Below are 18,240 nucleotides of genomic sequence, written 5' to 3' on the forward strand. Positions count from 1 at the left end.
TGTTTTTTATTGGTGGATATATTTGTACACCTAAAACATTTTATAAAAACAACAGTGATTTATCGGTAAAATTAAACCAAGCTCAAAGGATGCGTTGATTTGGTGTAAATTTATTAATCAATACTGATCTCTTTCTTTAAAAAATCTGTAGGGGACTGACCAAAATGTTTACTAAAAAGACGTGAAAAGTATTTGGGGTCATTGTATCCTACTGCATAAGCCACTTCGGAAATATTCATTTCTGTTTGCCTGAGCAGTTGCTGAGCCATCTTCATTTTGAGATGATTGATAAATTCTGTCGCAGACTGGTTGGTAAGGGCATTAAGTTTTTTATGCAACAAGCTACGGCTGATGCCCATTTCTTTTACTAATTCCTGCACCCCAAAGCCCGAATTCTCCATATTAGCCTTTACAGTTTGGATAGCAAGTTCCAGAAACTTTTGGTCTTTTCTATTGGATGTAGCGTCAGTAACACTGAAATCATCCGCCTGTAAAAAATACTGCCTGAGTTTATTTCTGTTTTCTATAAGATTATGTACTCTGGCCTCTAGTATTTCAAAGTTAAAGGGCTTGGGAAGGTAGTCATCAGCACCTATTTCCAATCCTTCTATCTGGTTTTCTACCGTGCTTTTTGCAGTGAGCAGTATAAGGGGAATATGGCTGGTACTCAGATTATTTTTAAGGCTGGCGCAAAGTTTTAAACCATCTACTTTGGGCATCATTACATCGCTAATTACCAGCTCGGGATTAAATTTTTCGGCTAGCATTATACCTGCTTCGCCATCACCGGCTTCCAGTACATTATAGGTTTTGCACAAGCGCAGACTAATAAATTTCCTCAAATCAACATTATCCTCCACAACTAGAATAGTAGCTTTGGCTTTATCAAAGCTTTGAGGAACTTCATTAATTTCTACCTCTTCTTTGCTCACCATAAGCTCATTTTTGAGCATCTCCACCTGCTGATGCAGATTAAGCCCTTCCTGATTCCTATCCGTTAATTCGTCTGTCTCGTAAGCACCTTTTAAGCAGGGAAACTGTATCTCAAAGACCGAACCTTCTCCCAATTTGCTTTCCACAAAGATTTCTCCGTGATGTGTTTTAATCAGCTCTTCGGTGAGGGCCAGACCTATGCCTGAGCCGCTGATTTTAAACGCCTCTTCCGAAGTAATTCGGTAAAAACGTTTGAATACCAGTGGTAAATTTTCTTCGCTGATGCCAATGCCTGAATCTGAAATTCTGATACTGATTACCGTTTTGTGGTCATGGGTCAGGCTTTCATGTGCTTTTAGCCTGGACTCCTTATAGGTTAATCCTTTTACTTCAAAACTTACTTTACCTTTTTGCGGGGTATATTTAAAAGCATTGGAAAGCAGATTATAGAGGATATTCTCAAGTTTCTGTGTATCGTACCAAACTTCCTGTGGTAGCTCAGCCTCCTGATAATTGAACTTGATTTTCTTAAGCTCGGAAAGAGGTTCAAAAGCGTGAAATACATTCTGACAGAGTTCACTAATATCTCCCTTCCTGACCTGTAATTCCAGTTTACCTTTTTCAATTTTTCTGAAGTCCATAATCTGGTTGACCAAATGGAGCAGGCGTTGCGCATTACGGTTGATCAATGTCAGGGTATGCTGTACTTCAGTGCCAAGGCTTTTCTCATGCATCAACTTTTCCAAGGGACTAAGGATCAAAGTCAGAGGAGTTCTGAATTCATGGGAGATGTTGGTAAAGAAACTTAGTTTCAGTTGACTTACGAGTTTCAGTTTTTTATTCAGATGAATCAGTTCGTCTCTCTGGCTCAGGATCTCTTTGTTTTGATGCTCAAGTTTTTGATTCTGTCCACTGATAAGTTTCTGCTGTTCTTCCAGTTCGCTGTTGTTACGCTGCAGTTGTACTGCCTGAAAAGAGAGGGCTTCTTTCTGCTGATTGATTCTTTCGGTTCGTTCTTTTACCTGTCTTTCCAAGACCAGTTTCTGCCGCTTGAGCGTATAGGTCCGCAGTCGGATGTAGCCAAAAATCAAACCGACAAACAAAATCAGGCTCAGTATTCTAAACCAAAGTGTTTCCCAGAATGGAGGAGCGATATGGATCATGATAGCTTTAGCTTTATCATTAAACTCACCATTGGAGCCAGAAGCTTTGATTTTAAACGTGTATTCACCTGGTTTAAGATTGGTGTAGCTGGCATATCTTCGGTCGGAGGTGACATAATTCCAATCCTTTTCAAGGCCTTCCAGGATATAAGCGTAGCGTATCATGTCTGGCTCCTGATAATTGAGAGAAGAAAACTCTATCCCCAGTATATTCTCCTTATATGAGAGATTAATTTCTCCGGCTTTGGAAATGCTTTGCTGAAGTACCTCCACTCCATTGTACACCTTCCCAGGCACTACTGATTCATTGAGCAGCCTGATATCAGTGATCACCACCTCAGAAGTTTGCTCTATTTCCTTGATCCAATCCGGATAAAAGGCATCCAGTCCGTCCATACCTCCAAAGTACAGCTTCCCTTCATCGTTTTTGTAGGAAGCCGACCAATAGTATTGATTATTCAACAAGCCATCGGCCATGTAGAAATTTCTGACCTTACCTGTCTGCGGATACAAACGAGTCAAGCCATAGTCTGTACCCAACCAAAGATTTTTTTCCTCATCCTGTTGTATGCTGTAAATAATATTATTGCTCAGACCATGATTCGTAGTAAAAGACTCAAACCATATGGAATCTCCATCAGCATGTAATCTATTGATTCCCTGACCGTAAGTACCGAACCAGAGATTTTCATCTTCATCCTGCAACACAGAAATCACATAGTTGCCGCTAATAGTCCGAGGATTAGAGGAATCATGAGTGTATTTTTTTACCAAATAAGGTTCTCCCGCTTTGTCAGACCGGATTTGATAAAGTCCGTTACGAGTCCCTGCCCATAAGTTTTGGTCTTTATCAAATAGCAGGCAGCCTACTCCGGTAATTTTTGTAGCGCTTTCATCTGAAAATTTGGTGTCAAAGCGGTTATCCTGCAAATTATAATGCACCAGTCCATTCAGCGTACCTATCCACAAATCACCGTACTGATCTTCCGCTATCGTAGAAATATAATTACTTACCAGGCCTATATTTTGTAGCTGATGATAATGAAGAAAATAAGGATTAGCAGTATTTTCATTCATCAGCACATTGAGTCCCCCGCCCCATGTTCCTACCCAAAGCCTACCTTCCAGGTCACGGTGAATGCTGGTTACAAAGTCACTGGAAATAGACTGCTCCTCTTCAGGGTTTTGCTGAAAATAGTGAAACTTACCTGTTAGTTTATGATAACGATTCAACCCGCCACCAGCAGTGCCTATCCATAAATACAGTGAGTCTTCAAATACAGAATTAACCGTACTATTGCTCAAGGTATTCTGGTCGTCAGCCTTGTACTCAAAATGCTCAAAAGAATTCTGGTTTACATTGTATAGGTTGATACCTCCTCTTTCAGTGCCAATCCAGATATTTCCCTTATCATCCATCATCAGACAGTTGATAAAATCATTACTCAGGCTATGCTCCACCTGGTATTCATTCTGGTAATTAATAAACCCATGCTCACCTTTATGCTTGATGCTAAGTCCACCAAGTGTAGCTACGATGAGCTTTCCTGAGCCATCTTCTATGATATCCATAACAGCATTATGCACCAGGCTGGAGGAATCCGAAGGTAAACTATAGATACGATAAACGGTATCGGAGCCAGGCATGTAGCGGTTTAATCCATACTCAGTACCTATCCAAACATCTCCGTTAGCAGCTTCATAGATAGATGACACATTGTTTGAAGATATGCTATTAGGATTATCGGGCTGATGATACAGATGCTTTTTTTTGGATGTATTTGAGTCAATAAGTGTAATTCCTTCATCCGTACCCACCCAAATATTGTTCTTGCTATCACTTAGTATGGTATTCACTACCGAACCATTAATCTCATCCTCCCCTACGCCAAGAGCATAATGTTTGTCCAAAATGATCAAGCTGTTTTTTCTATTGAGCTTTAGATATGAAATGCCTTGGTCAGAAGCTACCAGTAACACTGAATCTTTGTGTAATACCACAGAACGAATTGCGGTGTTTAGCTGTGGATAAGCAGCTTCAGAAATTTTTTCAGCCTTAACAAATTGTCCCTGATCATACAGATAGGCATACAAACCTTGTTGAGTACCTATCCACAAATTGCCATTCGGCCCATCAAGAAGAGAATAGATAAAATTATTTAGCAACCCATAAGAAGGGGAATGTTCACTATTGAAGGTTTCAAAAGTATAGCCATCATAGCGACACAGTCCGTTCCATGTTCCAAACCACAGAAAACCCTGGCTGTCCTGTAACATACAGTCTACCATATTCTGAGCCAGTCCATCCTCAATAGTAAGATGTTGGAATCTGGCGCTACGGTGTTGAGCCGACAGACTTTGAGGAAAAATAAGTATTACCCAAATCGCTAAAATTATTAAAATACTTATGCTTCTATAGAGGTTGATTTTCATATTGATCTGTTACCAATAACTCCCAAGATGTAGTTTATTAACTCATAAGGTACGATAATTAATACAGATTTAGCAGTCTGCCCCTGCTCCAAATGAGGCTGAATTACTAATGAAAGTCCTAAATTTTAAGCAGAAACAGATAATTAATATCACCCCAAAAACTTCTTTTTCTAAAAAAATAAAATTGTATTATCCTAATAAATATTTATTTATTCAAATATTTTGATAAATTTCTCCATTAACTTACTACCAAAACTATTGACTCTTATCTAAATTTTTAAGAAAATAGTTAACTCTAGCATATACCTATTTTTTAACCATGTTGATTATTTCTATCCCAAAAAGCGCAAGTACTTCCTTACTGGATACTTTTGGTAAATTACACGCTCTACCCTCAAGACAATTAGACTTCAAGAACAACCAAGCGGATGAAAGGTTTCCTCAGTTAAGCAGATATCATAATGATGCCTGTAAGCTCAGTAGAGGTGATTTATCCATCTTAATGGATAATAGAAAGCTTTATAAACAACACATACTGCCTACTGAGCAACATGTAGCGTTACTGAAAAATGTTAAAAAAGTAATTTTGCTAAGAAACCCCTACGATATTCTCTTATCATACAGAAGAGGTACAATAAAAGGCATACATCGTGAAAAAAACGGTTTTAAAGTCAGTTTCACTGAAGGTGAGTGGGTAGAAAAGGCCGAAAGAAATGGTTTCTTAGACGAATTAAGAAATTTTTATGATGGTTGGGCGCAGCATGAAGATGAACATACCCTTCTATTAGGATATAAAGAATTAACACATGAGCCCCAAAAGACCATAAACGAAATAGAAAAGTTTTATGGGCTACCAGTAACGAAACGAAAAATTAACCTTTCAAAAAAGAGATACTCCCGTCATCCGAAAATTATAGAAATCCACCGGAACTTTCGTAGAAAACTTATGCGATTCATTGCCAAACACAACTATTACGAACCTCTAAAGAATTGCCAGACTTATCTGCGCAATCACGGTATCAAATGGGTTTAGCAATAAAGCTAAATCTTAAAAGTATAAAACCGACTTAATCTAGTTTAAGTCGGTTTTTTGGTTGCTAAAATTTTCTGATTGATTAATCGTTATTGTATGCTTTATCCAAAAACAGATAACGATCGTCATCCTTTGCTTCTACTGCTTTAGACTCTACATCAATGACCATAACGGGTGGCGTAGCATCTGCCGCTTTCGCCGCCGGCCATTGAGGTAAGCCTTTTCCATTGGGATTACCGGTCAGGACAAAATTAGCAAAGTAGTTCTGCATAGTTTCAGATACTTTAAAGTCTTCTGCCGTCCAGGCATACACATCAATGAGTGGCAGATTACCCATAGCATATTCAATTTCTGCTGCATGAGGGGCTCCTACCGGCTTTGGTTGTGCCGGTGTATTTTCATCTTTTTTGACAGTACCGCCAGCCAATCCCGATTCCAAAGTTTCATCTACCAAGGGAGGCCTCAGCTTGCTATAAAGATACCGGTAAACCGGCTGATCAGCATTTTTTCGGTGCAGGTCAAACCACTTCCAGGTACTGTAAGCGATAAACCTGTCGGATGCCAATGCTGTGGCTGAAAGTTCTATTTCTTCAGGAGAGCTATGGGGATATAACTCCAGGACGCTTTCGTAATCTTCAGGATATACTTCTTTTACTTTTTGTATGTAGTTTTCTTCCGTGTAAGGCTGCCCTTGCATGAATGCCATGCCCGGAATCTCAGCAGAGTTCCACCCTACAAGCAAGGGCACCTGGGCCTGTTCTCCTGCCCTGAAAATCTCCGGTAAAGATTCAGGAAGAAAATACCCATCAATAACCGAGGGGAAACCAAAGCGCTTGGATTCGTTATATGCTCCAAATATTTCCTCAGTACTTAAGGCTCTTAGCTCTTCCAATGATTGATATCCGGCATTTTCAGCAAACTCTTGTCCTATCTTCTCAGCTTCGTCCAGGGGAACGGGTGCGAGGGTAGGGTTAATGGCGGCACCACTTTCTCCAATTGCCCCGGCGATTAGCTCTTTGGACAATGGAGAGGCCATCTGAGCACTTACCGAAATAGAACCTGCTGATTCTCCGGCAATCGTCACTCTACCAGGATCACCACCAAAGGCAGCAATATTATTCTTTACCCACTCTAAAGCCGCATGCTGATCTAATAAGCCATAGTTACCGGAAGCATGATACGGAGCTTCTTCACTCAATTCAGGATGTGCAAAAAAGCCAAAGATATTTAAGCGATAATTCACCGTTACGGCTACCATACCCTTCTGTGCCATACTTGCTCCATCATAACGAGGCTCGGAACCGTCGCCAGCTACAAAGCCCCCTCCATAAAAATAAACCAGTACTGGTAGACTTTCTGAGTTGTTCAGGGCAGGAGTCCATACGTTTAGATAGAGACAATCTTCACTTATAGTATCAGAACGAAACTCCATGTCACCAAACACATTGGTCTGCACAGGCGAAGGACCAAACTCTTTAGTTTCCATGATACCTTCCCAGGGTTCTGCAGGCTGAGGAGCTTTCCATCTCAGTTCACCTACCGGTGGTTGTGCAAAGGGAATACCTAAAAATAAATCCAGATCCGTATTATTATCATGAAAACCTTCTATTACGCCCTGTGCTATCTTTGTTCGTACGGAGGTGTTATTATCGCTTTGTGCCATAAGAGATATACTCATCAAAAAAATTAATCCTATGGTATAGATTGTTATTCTCATAATTAAGTTTCTGTTAAACTTGACCCACCAATTTACTTAAAAATTGAGACCTGGCTTATAAAACACTGAATAAATCACTGTTTTATCTTATATAAAGATAACTTCAGCAGACAATTATTTATTTTCTTTCCGACACTATATTCCATGCAGGATGCTTATTTAATTCATCTTCCAGACTGGCTTTGATCCTTTTTTCTTCTTCTGAAAGATTGGCTGCGGACAGCGGATTTTCTTCCAGAATGTCCTGCTTAAGATTATAAAAATTACCGTCCTGATACAGCTTATAGTCTAATGTTCTTACAAACTGGTTTCTATGCTGGTTAACATTCTCACCCCACCTTGGATCATAATGGACAAAAGCATTTTCTCTGGCTTGCTGTGCCTGTCCACTCAACAATGGATAAAAACTTTTTCCATCAGCCTTTACTTGTTTTCCTACTAGCTCAGCCAATGTTGGAAAAAAATCACTAAACTCAATCAAATTTTCATAGACTAAACCTTCCCGAATCTTTTCCGGCCAGTATGCAATCAGGGGCACATGCGTACCGGCATCAATGGTATTACCTTTACCTCCTCTTACTAAGCGTTCTTCTGTTTTGGTAGATATGGTAGGGTGGGTGCCATTGTCTCCGGTAAAAATGAGAATGGTGTTTTCATCAAGTTCCAACTCCCGAAGTTTATGAACGATTCTGCCCACAATTTTATCTGTGTAGGCCACCATATCTTTGAAGTACGCAGTATCATTCTGGTATCGCATCTCTTCATTCTCCCACTTCTCAGAATCAGGCGTAGGTACAAAAGGGTCGTGTACCAAAACCATAGGATAATAAATGAAAAAGGACGAGTCCTTTTTTCGCTCTATATAATCCAGAATGAAGTCAGCAAAAATATCCGGACCGTAGCTGTCCTCTACATTTTCCAGTACCTGACCATTTTGCTCTATCAGAGGATTTGCATATCGCTCGCCTTCACCTCTGCTTTTAGTCAACTGCCAGAGACTGTATTCGTCAAAACCAAAATGATGAGGTCGGTTGGCATCATTCCAGTGTGTAAGCTCTTCTTTATAAGCCAGCCCATTTAGTTGCCATTTTCCGGCGATGCAGGTAGCATAGCCTGCTTCTTTCATCAGGTTTCCGAAAGTGTAAGCTTCGTTTTGCAGATGTCCGAAATAATCATAATTACGGTAATTGTAGAGCCCGGTCATGATCTTGACCCGGGAAGGGGTACAAAGCGGTTGTGATACTGCCTGCTCAAAGCGAATACCATGAGCTGCCAGTGAATCCAGGACAGGTGTCTGGTAAGAGAGGCTTCCGTAAGTACTCAAACATTCATAGCCCATATCATCTGCCATGATTAAGATGACATTGGGTCGCCTGTTTTCATGACCTGAACTGCAAGAGGACAAAAGACTTGTTATAATTAAACATAAAACCCATATATTTTTGTACTTACCTCTCTTAGTCAATGTTGAAAGCAGATTGACGTTTGTAATTTTTAGGTTGTTTTCTTTTTTGATCACCATATTTATTATTCTTTCATTTAAGTCCGCTCTTTAGACTCCAAACTGTGTCAGATGATGGTCCAGGTGTTTATAAAACATATTGTTCCACTCTCTTATATTCAGATTACCAAAAGAATGGGATGTTTTATTGTCAAAATGAGCTTCTCCTAATTCCTGAGTTTTATGGATGTAATTGATCAGACGATTTTTCTCTCTCTCAAAATCTCTTTCATCCCTGATCAAAAAGGCGGGAGCAGTTTGAGCATTTCGTTTATAAGGCTTTTCATTGGTTACCCCTGATTTTACAAAGGTTTTCAGGATAAATTTCATCAGAAAATTGGGCTTGGGATGCTTATCTTCATAAACCATTTCATAGGGAACATTGCAATGGGCCAGCATCTGCGACACATTCATCTTACCCCAAAGTGGCTGATTATCAGGCTTTAGCTTATTAATCCTGCTTATTACATCTTCAGCAACGTTTTTGTCAAAGATATTAGGGAGTGCCATAAGAGAATATTGAGTAGTTCACCTGAATGTACGAAATTATGTGACTAAAAGTGTAGTTCGTAAACCAACTCCTGAGCAGGTGCAACAAGGACAGAGTCTTTTATACTTTCCAGGAGACCATCTTTCTTTTTCAGGATATCCACATAAGTATATTGATTCCCTGCTGCATCAAAGGTGAATTCATTCTGATTGTTATACCTCGTATCTAGTGCTCCACTTACTTTAAAAGCTTTATGCTCTGGTGCATCAAACTGATAGCTCACACTACAATGCAGATAGTCCGTAGCTGTGAATTGCTCAGGATTAGTGATTACAATCTTTAAACGGGCTTTCAGTGGAATGTGATAGTTTCTGATGACCGTGGTATCTTTTTGGTTGAGGTTAAACAGTTCAAAATAATTTTCCTCAGCATAATATTCAGAAGAAGGATCAAAATTAACAGTAAAAGTACCTTTCTCTAGTTCTTCTTCTTGCGGCGTAAAAGAAAAATCATAGTAACCATTATCATCCGTACTACTGCTGGCGATTGTTCTTGATTTCCCATTGAACATTCCATACACTCCCCACCTTAGTTTTACCGGTAGTCCTGAGATACCAACAGTTCCATCTTCAGTGGTAAATTGTCCCCGGATCTGAATGCAGGAAGTAGGGCAGGGCTGATTAATTCCTGTCTCTACTTCCTGTACGCAGGCCTGCACGATCACACTTATTCCTATGAAAAAAGCTATTTTGAATTTTATCATGAACATAAAAGCCAGTTCAAAGAAAAAACTTATTCTGTGATCATTAGTTTTTCGCTTATACTGCTATGCCCTATGGTTAGCACACACACGTACATTCCCGGGCTACCGACTTTTCCTTCTAATATCAACTGATGGTCTCCCATTTTCTTAAGCCCCTCATCCTGGGTGTACATAATTTTACCGGCACCATTGAAAATGGTTAAGCGTACCTGAGCCTCTTCTTCATGCACATGATATGTAACGGTAAACTTGTCATGGGAGGGGTTAGGGAAAATTTGCAGTCCCCCCTGCTCATGCTGATGACTACCATCGTGCATACCATGTTTATGGTGACCATTATCATGGTGACCATGGTCATGGTCAGTATGAGGTTTATGAACGTCTATAAAAGCATTCTCCATCACATGAACACCATAGATGTTGTTAAAAGGTTTACTTTTCAGTGCCAGCGGGATAGTTCGTGCTGAGGTATTCATATCATTATCCTGATCAATTTTGGCAGTAAAAGTACTTCCACTTTTGGCTTCAAAGCCCGGTTTTAGCACAATCTCACTTACTGATTCAAAGTGCGCTGCTTTACCAGCCGGCACCACAAAATTGTTTTCTGCCTGTATGGTATACTGATAATAAAAAACCTCCACATCTCTATAGGTATTACTTACCTGATATTGATCCAAGATCGCCAAATGATTTTCAGCGTAGAAGACTCCCAGGCTTCTGGTATCTACGATATCATTGGGATTAATGGCAGGCTGAACTTTCCCATCAAAAGTAAACACACCATCATAACGGGGCATGCTCGTCCTTGTAAAAGCTGAAGTACCGTGAGTAGTCTGCCACTTCTGCCACAGCCTGTCTACAAAACAATGGTGCAGATAAAATACCGGATCAAAGGGTGAACTACCCGACACCATTACTCCACCCACCCAAAGATGTGCTCCGGTATGTACGACAGCAGTCTCCAGCCGAGGCGAAAAGTCCATAGAACTTAATGTACTGCTACTCTGGTAAAAATTAGTAAGCCCCATCAGCTGATTTACATCATTACTATTAGGCAATCTGATCTGCGCACCTAATGCCCGGTTAAGGTTCCACTGCGCATTGAACTGCCCCATAAAACTTTCTTCCCATATAGGATCAGTAACACCACTACTTTGCGTCTCATCCCAGTAAGGAAGGCTTAATTTACTGTTGATACTTTGCATCGCAAGCTCCATTTCATGCATTTGCTTTCTGTGCCAGGCCAGAAATATATCATTCTGCGGCAAATTACGATGTATGCCCGACATAAAGGCGTTGTGATAACTAGCCAGATCACTTACCAGATCAGGCCCTTGCCTAAGCTGAAAAAAAGCGGTTATCAAAGCTTCTTTTTCAGATTCGGTCATTTCTGTTACGCTCTTGCGTATGCTTTGCCCGTAAATTAGCTGAGCTGCAGGTATCCATAATACCCACAAAGCCAGTATGGTTTTGTAAACCTTTTTCATTTTAATGAAAATAGTATATTCCTGAGCTTATTTCTGAGCTTCCAGCGCCTGAATCCTTTTCTCCTGCGCTATGATATAGAGCGTCAACTCTTCAATTTTCTGCAAGAGCTTATTCTGAAACTCAGCTACATCCATACCATTTTCTTTGATTTCTACAGCAGAAGGAATCTCCGGCAGGTGTTTGTGCTGTTGTACATATTGTTCTACCATTTGCAAAGGCATCAGGGGATAATCTTTTTCAAATACATAATCAGCTATCTGTATATCGGTCATCACCCGCACTTCATTGGCTCTGATCCCTCCATTTACCGAAAGCCGGGCCAGTGGATTGGTAGTACCTATTCCAACATTACCATTTTCCAGAATGGTCATTTTGGTGCTACCTCTAAGCTTAATGTGAAACCTATTGGCTGAGCTGTAAGCATGGTTAAGGTAAGCATCCCTGAAAGAACTCTCATGCCCGATCTCCAGCCCGGTGATATTGTTGGACTGAAACCTGATCCTGGTGTTTTGCATGGTAGTACCGCTTTTGTTAAATATGGCTACAACTGTGTTAGGTCCACTTTCTGAAACATGCAACAGCGTTGAAGGATTGCTCAGGCCAATACCTACTCTGCCGGTTCTATAAATATTATCGCTACTGCTCGTTCCTCCTGCCCACTGAGACTGGGCAAAAGCACTGGAAATACACAAAAAAGTAACTACTAAGTTACAAATTTGAATCACAGCAATCTTCATCTTTTTGTTGTTTAAAGTTATAGTTTAGGATTGTCATAAAATCAAGAAACTACTTGCCGATAAAAGATATGTATTAGCTCGGACATCAGCTTTATTATTTATGATTATTCAAATATAAATTAATTTTTATAGTATTCAATTACTAGAATATGTAAAAAATTAAGTATAATATTTATGTATTGTATTTTTTTTAAGTAAGCTTATCCCCCTTTAATTAAGAGAAGTTTAGAGTAAGTGTTTTACTTTTATTTTGAAAATATCACGAAATTCAGAGTCATTATCACATTAATTTTGTCCTCTCAAAAAACTGATATTTCCTGATTCTGATAAATACTAAAAGCCGGGATTATAATGACAAATCTTCACCAAGATTTTTCTCTTTACCAATGCTTTCAGGCCAGGCTGGAGAAGTTCACCCCCCTCATCATTTAGCACTTTTTTTTGATGAGTAATCTGAAAAAATTTTTGTCTTATCCTTATTAAAAAACGTAGCAGCAGATTATATACTCATGATTGTCTTCTACCTTCTCCTTTCTTGGCATTTATATATAGCGTGAATAAGCACTGAACCTGATGCACATTAGAAAAAGGTGGGCTGGTCCTTGAACCTAATACTTTCGCTTTCTTTTTTCAGCCTGAATAGCTTTGTAAAGCTTTCCCTGCTCCTTACTCTTCTGGCGCTTCTCCCGGACTGTGCTGGAAAAATGACTTTGCTCCCGCTTTAACTTTTGGTAATTCTCATAGGCTTCCTCAAGGATTTCGCCTGCTTTTACTGCCTCCAGAACCGAACAACCTACTTCATGCGTATGGGTGCAATCATTAAACTTGCAGTCTTTTGCCAATGTTTCTATTTCATCATAGGTCATGGCCAGCCCTTCCGCCTGATTGGTCATTCCTATTTCACGCATACCTGGTGTATCTATCACTATACTTTTGTTGGGAAGTATCATCAGTTCACGATGGCTGGTGGTATGCCGACCTTTGCTGGTGCTGCTACTGATAGCACTGGTCTTCAGCACTTCTTTTCCACTCAGAAGATTTACGATAGACGATTTGCCTACCCCTGAAGAACCGAGAAAGCAGTAGGTTTTGTAGGGCTTCATGAGACTTTGAAGTTGCTCAAAACCTTTGTGGGTCTCATTGCTAAGTCTAAGCACCTCAATATTTTTTACCCGGGCTTTTATTTGCTCTTCCAACTGCATAGCTTCCTCTTCTGAGATCAGATCAATCTTGCTCAGGATGATGACAGGAGTGATATGCGAAGCATGGCAAATGGTAAGATAACGTTCTATCCTTTTCAGATTATAATCATGGCCTACAGACTGCACAATAAAGGCTACATCTATATTGGTAGCGATAAGCTGAGCTTCTCCATGCTTTCCGACCGTCTGTCTTTCTAATATGCTGGTGCGGGGAAATACTTCCAGGATGATGGCAGTGCTTTCATCCATGGGCATTATCTTTACCCAGTCGCCCACTGCGGGAAAATCACGACGGCTGTTGGCGGAAAACCTCAGGTTACCAGTAATTTCAGCAGTATAAGTACCCTCCACAGATTGTACAGTATAGCGTTCCTTATGCTCAATGATTACTCTGGCCAATGTATAAGCTTCCCACATTTCCGGCCTGATCATTTCTGTAATACGGCCACTATAGCCTAATGCTTTAAGTTCCATGACTTTCTCAATTCATGTTATTTTCTGTACGCAATACCTTAGCCAATCCAGCTCATTTGCCTGGTACAAGTTAAGAAACTTGGGGCATGTTTACCACTGGTTATTTTGGCTTGTCATCGTGCTAGTGAAGATGAGCTGTGAATATAGCACTTGATAAATCAAATGCTTATAATCCATCTCTCCCGCAAGTTTAGCGATAGCGTAACTTGTGGGTAGAATGCTTCAAGCTTTCAGCTTGATCATTAAGCGAAGAATAGTACAGGCACAAAGCCCTTACCACCAGCATAATCCATCGCACTGCTATACAAATAATGTTCCGGCTCACTGACGATACCTGCTTCTACAGGGTTGTGGTGCAGATAGTCCAGTTTCTGTTGCATCATATGGTTATTGTATAGTTCAATAGGCTGATTGTATTGTTGCCAGAATTGGTATTTTTTATTGTTTGGATTTCTTTTGCCTGCTCTTTCAAACATCCATAGCAGCCAGTCTTTTCTGCTTTCCTGAGGATTTTCGGTTATGGCTTTTAATATAGCTTTGGAGGTATGTCTTTTTAAATCCCTGATCATATCTTCAAGAGTAAGCCGTTGGGTACCCACGATCAGATGTACATGACTGCTCATGATGCACCAGGCATATACTTCCAGTCCTTTGTGTGCGATGCAATACTTCAGACTGTCTACGATGATATTCTTATACTGAGGACGAATGAAAACATCTATCCAGTTTACCGTGGCAAAAGAGATAAAATGTAATTTAGTCTGATCTCTGATTTTGTAATTGCGGCTCATAGGGGATGTGTGAGTTATTAAACTTACGGCATGATAACCACAAGTTACGCTACGCTAAACTTGCGGTAGGTTGGTCTCTTAATCTGGTTAAATTATTCTCTGCGCTTGTAAACGATAGTTGTGTCTTTTCCATGATACTTCTTTGGAAAGGGTGCTTGGTACAGAAATTCTAACATAAGCTGGTCTTGAGTTACTGAAAGTACGTTTGCTGCATTGGGTGGCATCCAAAAAGAGGCGGGAAGGCTATCTAAACCTAATGATGAACCATGACCATCAATAAAAACAACTCTACTGTTATGATAACTCCAACTACCCCCTAATCCATAAAATCCGTATTTAGTATATCCTAACATTCTGGAGTAAGTATAATCCTCGTTGAAAGTCAAGAAAAAACCTCTTTCATCAACCCATTCGCCAAAAACCACTGATACTGGAAATTGCTCCTCATCACTTTGACAAGCAAATATTAATAGCACAATACATATAAATATATTGTGTTTCATAATTATTTTTCATTTTTACTTACAAATATAATAAAAAAATAACTTATTTTAATTATGTATAATAGTCTATTTTTAAAAGCCTTTACATAAGTCAAATTCTAGAGGAACCCTTTCTATTCATCAAGTTTAGCATTAGTGTAGCTTGTGAGAAGAATAATTTTTTATGCATACCTTTCCTCATTGCCCTCCCGCAAGTTTGAGCGGAGCGGTAACTTGTGGGTAAAATATTACAAGCTTTTAGCTTGAATATCAGGCATGATGATTTCTCTAAGCATACAATTCAATAGACAGACTTGAAGTGCTTATCATAGCGGGAAATTCGTCATGTTATTTACCACTCCTTGTACCGCTTTAAACTTAGGATAATGTAAACCTTCCCATGCAACTGCAATCATTGCAAAGCAAAAATCACTGCCTGATAGGGCCTGAGGGAGACGAGATTTTCCTGCACAAAGAGGGAGTTGTAATTATTAATCAATACATCTTCCAACTCATTGTATTCCGGCAGTCTGATCTCGGCGACTTCAGGAGAAAAATTCAGCAGCACCAGCATTTTCTCATCACCTAAAGTCCGGGTATAAGCATAGACCTGCTCATGCTCCTTCTGCACAACCTCATAATCACCATATACGAATACAGGATGTTTTTCTCTGAGCTTTACCATCTCCCGGAAATAGTTCAGGCAGCTATTGGGGTCATCATTTTCGTCAGCCACATTGATTTCGGTATAGTTCTCATTGACCGGCAGCCATGGCGTGCCATCTGTAAAACCGGCATGCGCTGTACTATCCCACTGCATGGGGGTTCTTCCATTATCTCTTGACAAAAATTTGAGATTTGTCATATAAGCATCTATATCACCACCCTCATTCAATACTTTCTGGTAACCATTAATCGCAGCGATATCCTGATACTGTTCTATACTGTCAAAGCTAATATTGGTCATGCCCAATTCATCTCCATAATAGCAGTAAGGTGTTCCTCGCATACTTAGAATAAAGGTGTTGAGCATCTTGGAAGAAACTGCCCTGAACTCCGGACTGTCGTTACCAAACTTGGAAACCATACGCGGTACATCATGATTGGCAAGGAAGATGGAAATCCACCCTTCATGGGCAAAGGCACTATCCCACTGCGTGTATACTTCCTTAAATTCGGACAACTTATATCCATCCAGGCTGTGGCCGACATCCATGCCCTCAAAATGATAAGCCATCTGCAATTCATTACGATCTGCATCTACCAGCGAATGCGCGTCTTCAAATGTGCTACCGGCTCCTTCGGAAACCGCAAACACATCGTATTGACTTAATACTTCATCATACATTTCTCTCAAGTAGCCATGCAGATTGGGTCCCATACCATAGTATTGGATCACATCTTTTTCATAGCCTTCCGGCAGCGGGGGAAAGGTGGTGTCTTTGGAAACATACTGAAAAGCATCCAGACGGAAGCCATCCACTCCTTTCTCCGCCCAGAACTTCATGATGTCATATACCTCCTGTCTTACTTCAGGATTTTCCCAGTTGAGGTCGGGTTGCTGTGCCGAAAAATAGTGCAGATAATAGGCATCGGTAAGGGAATCGTATTTCCAGGCATTACCTTCAGGGTCAAAGAGGCTATAGCGGTAGTTGGGCTCTCCCTTTTCGGCAGGCCACCAATGGTAGTAATCGCGATAGGGATTATCACGAGAACTGCGCGACTGCTGAAACCACTCATGCTGATCACTGCTATGATTGACCACCACATCCATCACAAATTTAATCTCCCTTTCATGCAAACCAGCTAGCATACGATCGAAGTCTTCCATATCCCCAAACTCATCCATGATACTGCGGTAGTCGCTGATGTCGTAGCCATTATCGGCATTGGGGGAACTGTAAATAGGATTGAGCCAGACCATATTCACGCCCAGGCTTTCTATATAATCCAGCTTTTCTATGACTCCCGCTAAATCACCAATACCATCTCCATTGGTATCTTTAAAACTACGGGGATAAATCTGGTAGATAATGCCTTCCTTCCACCATTTTGTGTCAATGTCCTGGTGTTCTAGTACAGTTTCATTTTCATTAGTGCAGTTACTCATCAAGAGGAGGCTGAATAAGGTAATTAATAGGGACTTCATCTTTCAGGAGGTTGTAGGTGTAATTAGTTTGAGCCAATGCTTGCTGATCAATGGGCTGTTCCTCTCTAAGATAAATTTTTTATCATAACTTCGCTGATATTTTTTAAGGGTCTGACAATGCATCACCGGACTTCTGTCTGTTTTCTGCCTGCAATGAAGCCAGTCCTGTAAACTGCCTTTTTATGGTTTTTTACTTCTATTGATATGTTCTTAGCTTCTACTCAGATATTCCGAACCCATGTTTTGAACTTTGGAAATATTGATTTGATGTTCGGAAGTATTCTTTTGGTGTTCTGAACATCTCGCCTGAGGTTTTGAAGTCCAGGGGGGTACTTCAAAGGTTCGGCGTTGAAGTTCTTAACTCCGCGCTTGCACCTTTTTACTCCAAGTTTGCAGTTCTGAAGTAGGGGGGGGTACTTCCGAACTCGGAATTTGGAGTTCGGAACTGCAAATTTGAAGTTCTGAACTTCAAGCTTGAGGTTTTGAAGTGGGGAGGGGTACTTCGGAAGTACCCCCTCTTTTTCAAAAACTACGACCGAAGCCTGACTTGGTCTTTCTATAGAGATGATTTACCGGCTTTAGAAAAGGTAAGATTTTTATGGGTACTTTTTGCTTTATGAAGACTTTGCGCAAACTTCTATCCTTCTTATTCTATAAAAAAACATCCTCCCCATGACATAATATGTATATAAGAAAACCACTTTCCATTTCAAAATTTAAAAGTTCCTTCCAGGATGACATGGAGGAGTGAGTACGGAATATTCTTTATTCATGAAGCTAGTTCATTACCCGTTCTGAATGACAGAATGGATTGGTTTTTCTCGTAAAGGAATAAAAACTTAAACCTATCCTGCTAATCTATCCACATCAAAAAAGCGGATGAA

The 18,240-nt window shown here is 40.2% G+C and carries 12 protein-coding genes; 1 reads left to right on the forward strand and 11 read right to left on the reverse strand.

Translation table 11 applies throughout. From position 1 onward, the window contains the following. Positions 1-113: 113 nt before the first annotated feature. Entirely contained in the window at positions 114-4,529 is a 4,416-nt protein-coding gene (locus WJR50_RS13880) for a hybrid sensor histidine kinase/response regulator transcription factor (RefSeq protein WP_341293893.1), read from the reverse strand. Between the two features lie 319 nt (positions 4,530-4,848). Here WJR50_RS13880 and WJR50_RS13885 point away from each other — a divergent pair, with 319 nt between their 5' ends. Next, the gene (locus WJR50_RS13885; RefSeq protein ID WP_341293894.1) at positions 4,849-5,562 is read left to right on the forward strand and encodes a sulfotransferase domain-containing protein; all 714 of its coding nucleotides are present in this window, start codon (positions 4,849-4,851) and stop codon (positions 5,560-5,562) included. Between the two features lie 82 nt (positions 5,563-5,644). Here WJR50_RS13885 and WJR50_RS13890 read toward each other — a convergent pair whose 3' ends face one another. The 10 genes from WJR50_RS13890 to WJR50_RS13935 all read right to left on the reverse strand — a co-directional run bounded on the left by WJR50_RS13890 (position 5,645) and on the right by WJR50_RS13935 (position 17,317). Beyond that, entirely contained in the window at positions 5,645-7,279 is a 1,635-nt protein-coding gene (locus WJR50_RS13890; protein WP_341293895.1) for a carboxylesterase/lipase family protein, read from the reverse strand. 118 nt (positions 7,280-7,397) lie between these two features. After that, complete coding sequence (locus WJR50_RS13895; protein ID WP_341293896.1) at positions 7,398-8,684, reverse strand: sulfatase family protein; 1,287 nt, start codon at positions 8,682-8,684, stop codon at positions 7,398-7,400. Between the two features lie 147 nt (positions 8,685-8,831). Beyond that, a complete protein-coding gene (locus WJR50_RS13900) occupies positions 8,832-9,290 on the reverse strand; it encodes a DUF1569 domain-containing protein (protein ID WP_341293897.1) in 459 nt (152 codons plus the stop codon). A 44-nt stretch (positions 9,291-9,334) separates the two neighbouring features. Further along, positions 9,335-10,039: a hypothetical protein gene (locus tag WJR50_RS13905; RefSeq protein ID WP_341293898.1), complete on the reverse strand. Its 705-nt coding sequence runs from the start codon at positions 10,037-10,039 to the stop codon at positions 9,335-9,337. A gap of 23 nt (positions 10,040-10,062) precedes the next feature. Beyond that, positions 10,063-11,520, reverse strand: a complete 1,458-nt coding sequence (locus WJR50_RS13910; RefSeq protein WP_341293899.1) for a tyrosinase family protein — start codon at positions 11,518-11,520, stop codon at positions 10,063-10,065. A gap of 27 nt (positions 11,521-11,547) precedes the next feature. Continuing rightward, positions 11,548-12,258, reverse strand: a complete 711-nt coding sequence (locus WJR50_RS13915; protein ID WP_341293900.1) for a hypothetical protein — start codon at positions 12,256-12,258, stop codon at positions 11,548-11,550. Between the two features lie 608 nt (positions 12,259-12,866). Beyond that, positions 12,867-13,934 carry a ribosome small subunit-dependent GTPase A gene (gene rsgA, locus WJR50_RS13920; RefSeq protein WP_341293901.1) on the reverse strand — a complete coding sequence of 356 codons (1,068 nt, stop codon included), beginning with the start codon at positions 13,932-13,934 and terminating at the stop codon, positions 12,867-12,869. Positions 13,935-14,176: 242 nt separating this feature from the next. Next, positions 14,177-14,725, reverse strand: a complete 549-nt coding sequence (locus WJR50_RS13925) for an REP-associated tyrosine transposase (RefSeq protein ID WP_341293902.1) — start codon at positions 14,723-14,725, stop codon at positions 14,177-14,179. A 92-nt stretch (positions 14,726-14,817) separates the two neighbouring features. Next, positions 14,818-15,228: a hypothetical protein gene (locus tag WJR50_RS13930; protein ID WP_341293903.1), complete on the reverse strand. Its 411-nt coding sequence runs from the start codon at positions 15,226-15,228 to the stop codon at positions 14,818-14,820. A 391-nt stretch (positions 15,229-15,619) separates the two neighbouring features. Beyond that, positions 15,620-17,317 carry a glycoside hydrolase family 13 protein gene (locus WJR50_RS13935; protein WP_341293904.1) on the reverse strand — a complete coding sequence of 566 codons (1,698 nt, stop codon included), beginning with the start codon at positions 17,315-17,317 and terminating at the stop codon, positions 15,620-15,622. Between the last annotated feature and the right edge of the window lie 923 nt (positions 17,318-18,240).

The organism is Catalinimonas locisalis (assembly GCF_038039535.1).
In the GTDB taxonomy this organism is placed as follows: Bacteria; Bacteroidota; Bacteroidia; order Cytophagales; family Cyclobacteriaceae; genus Catalinimonas.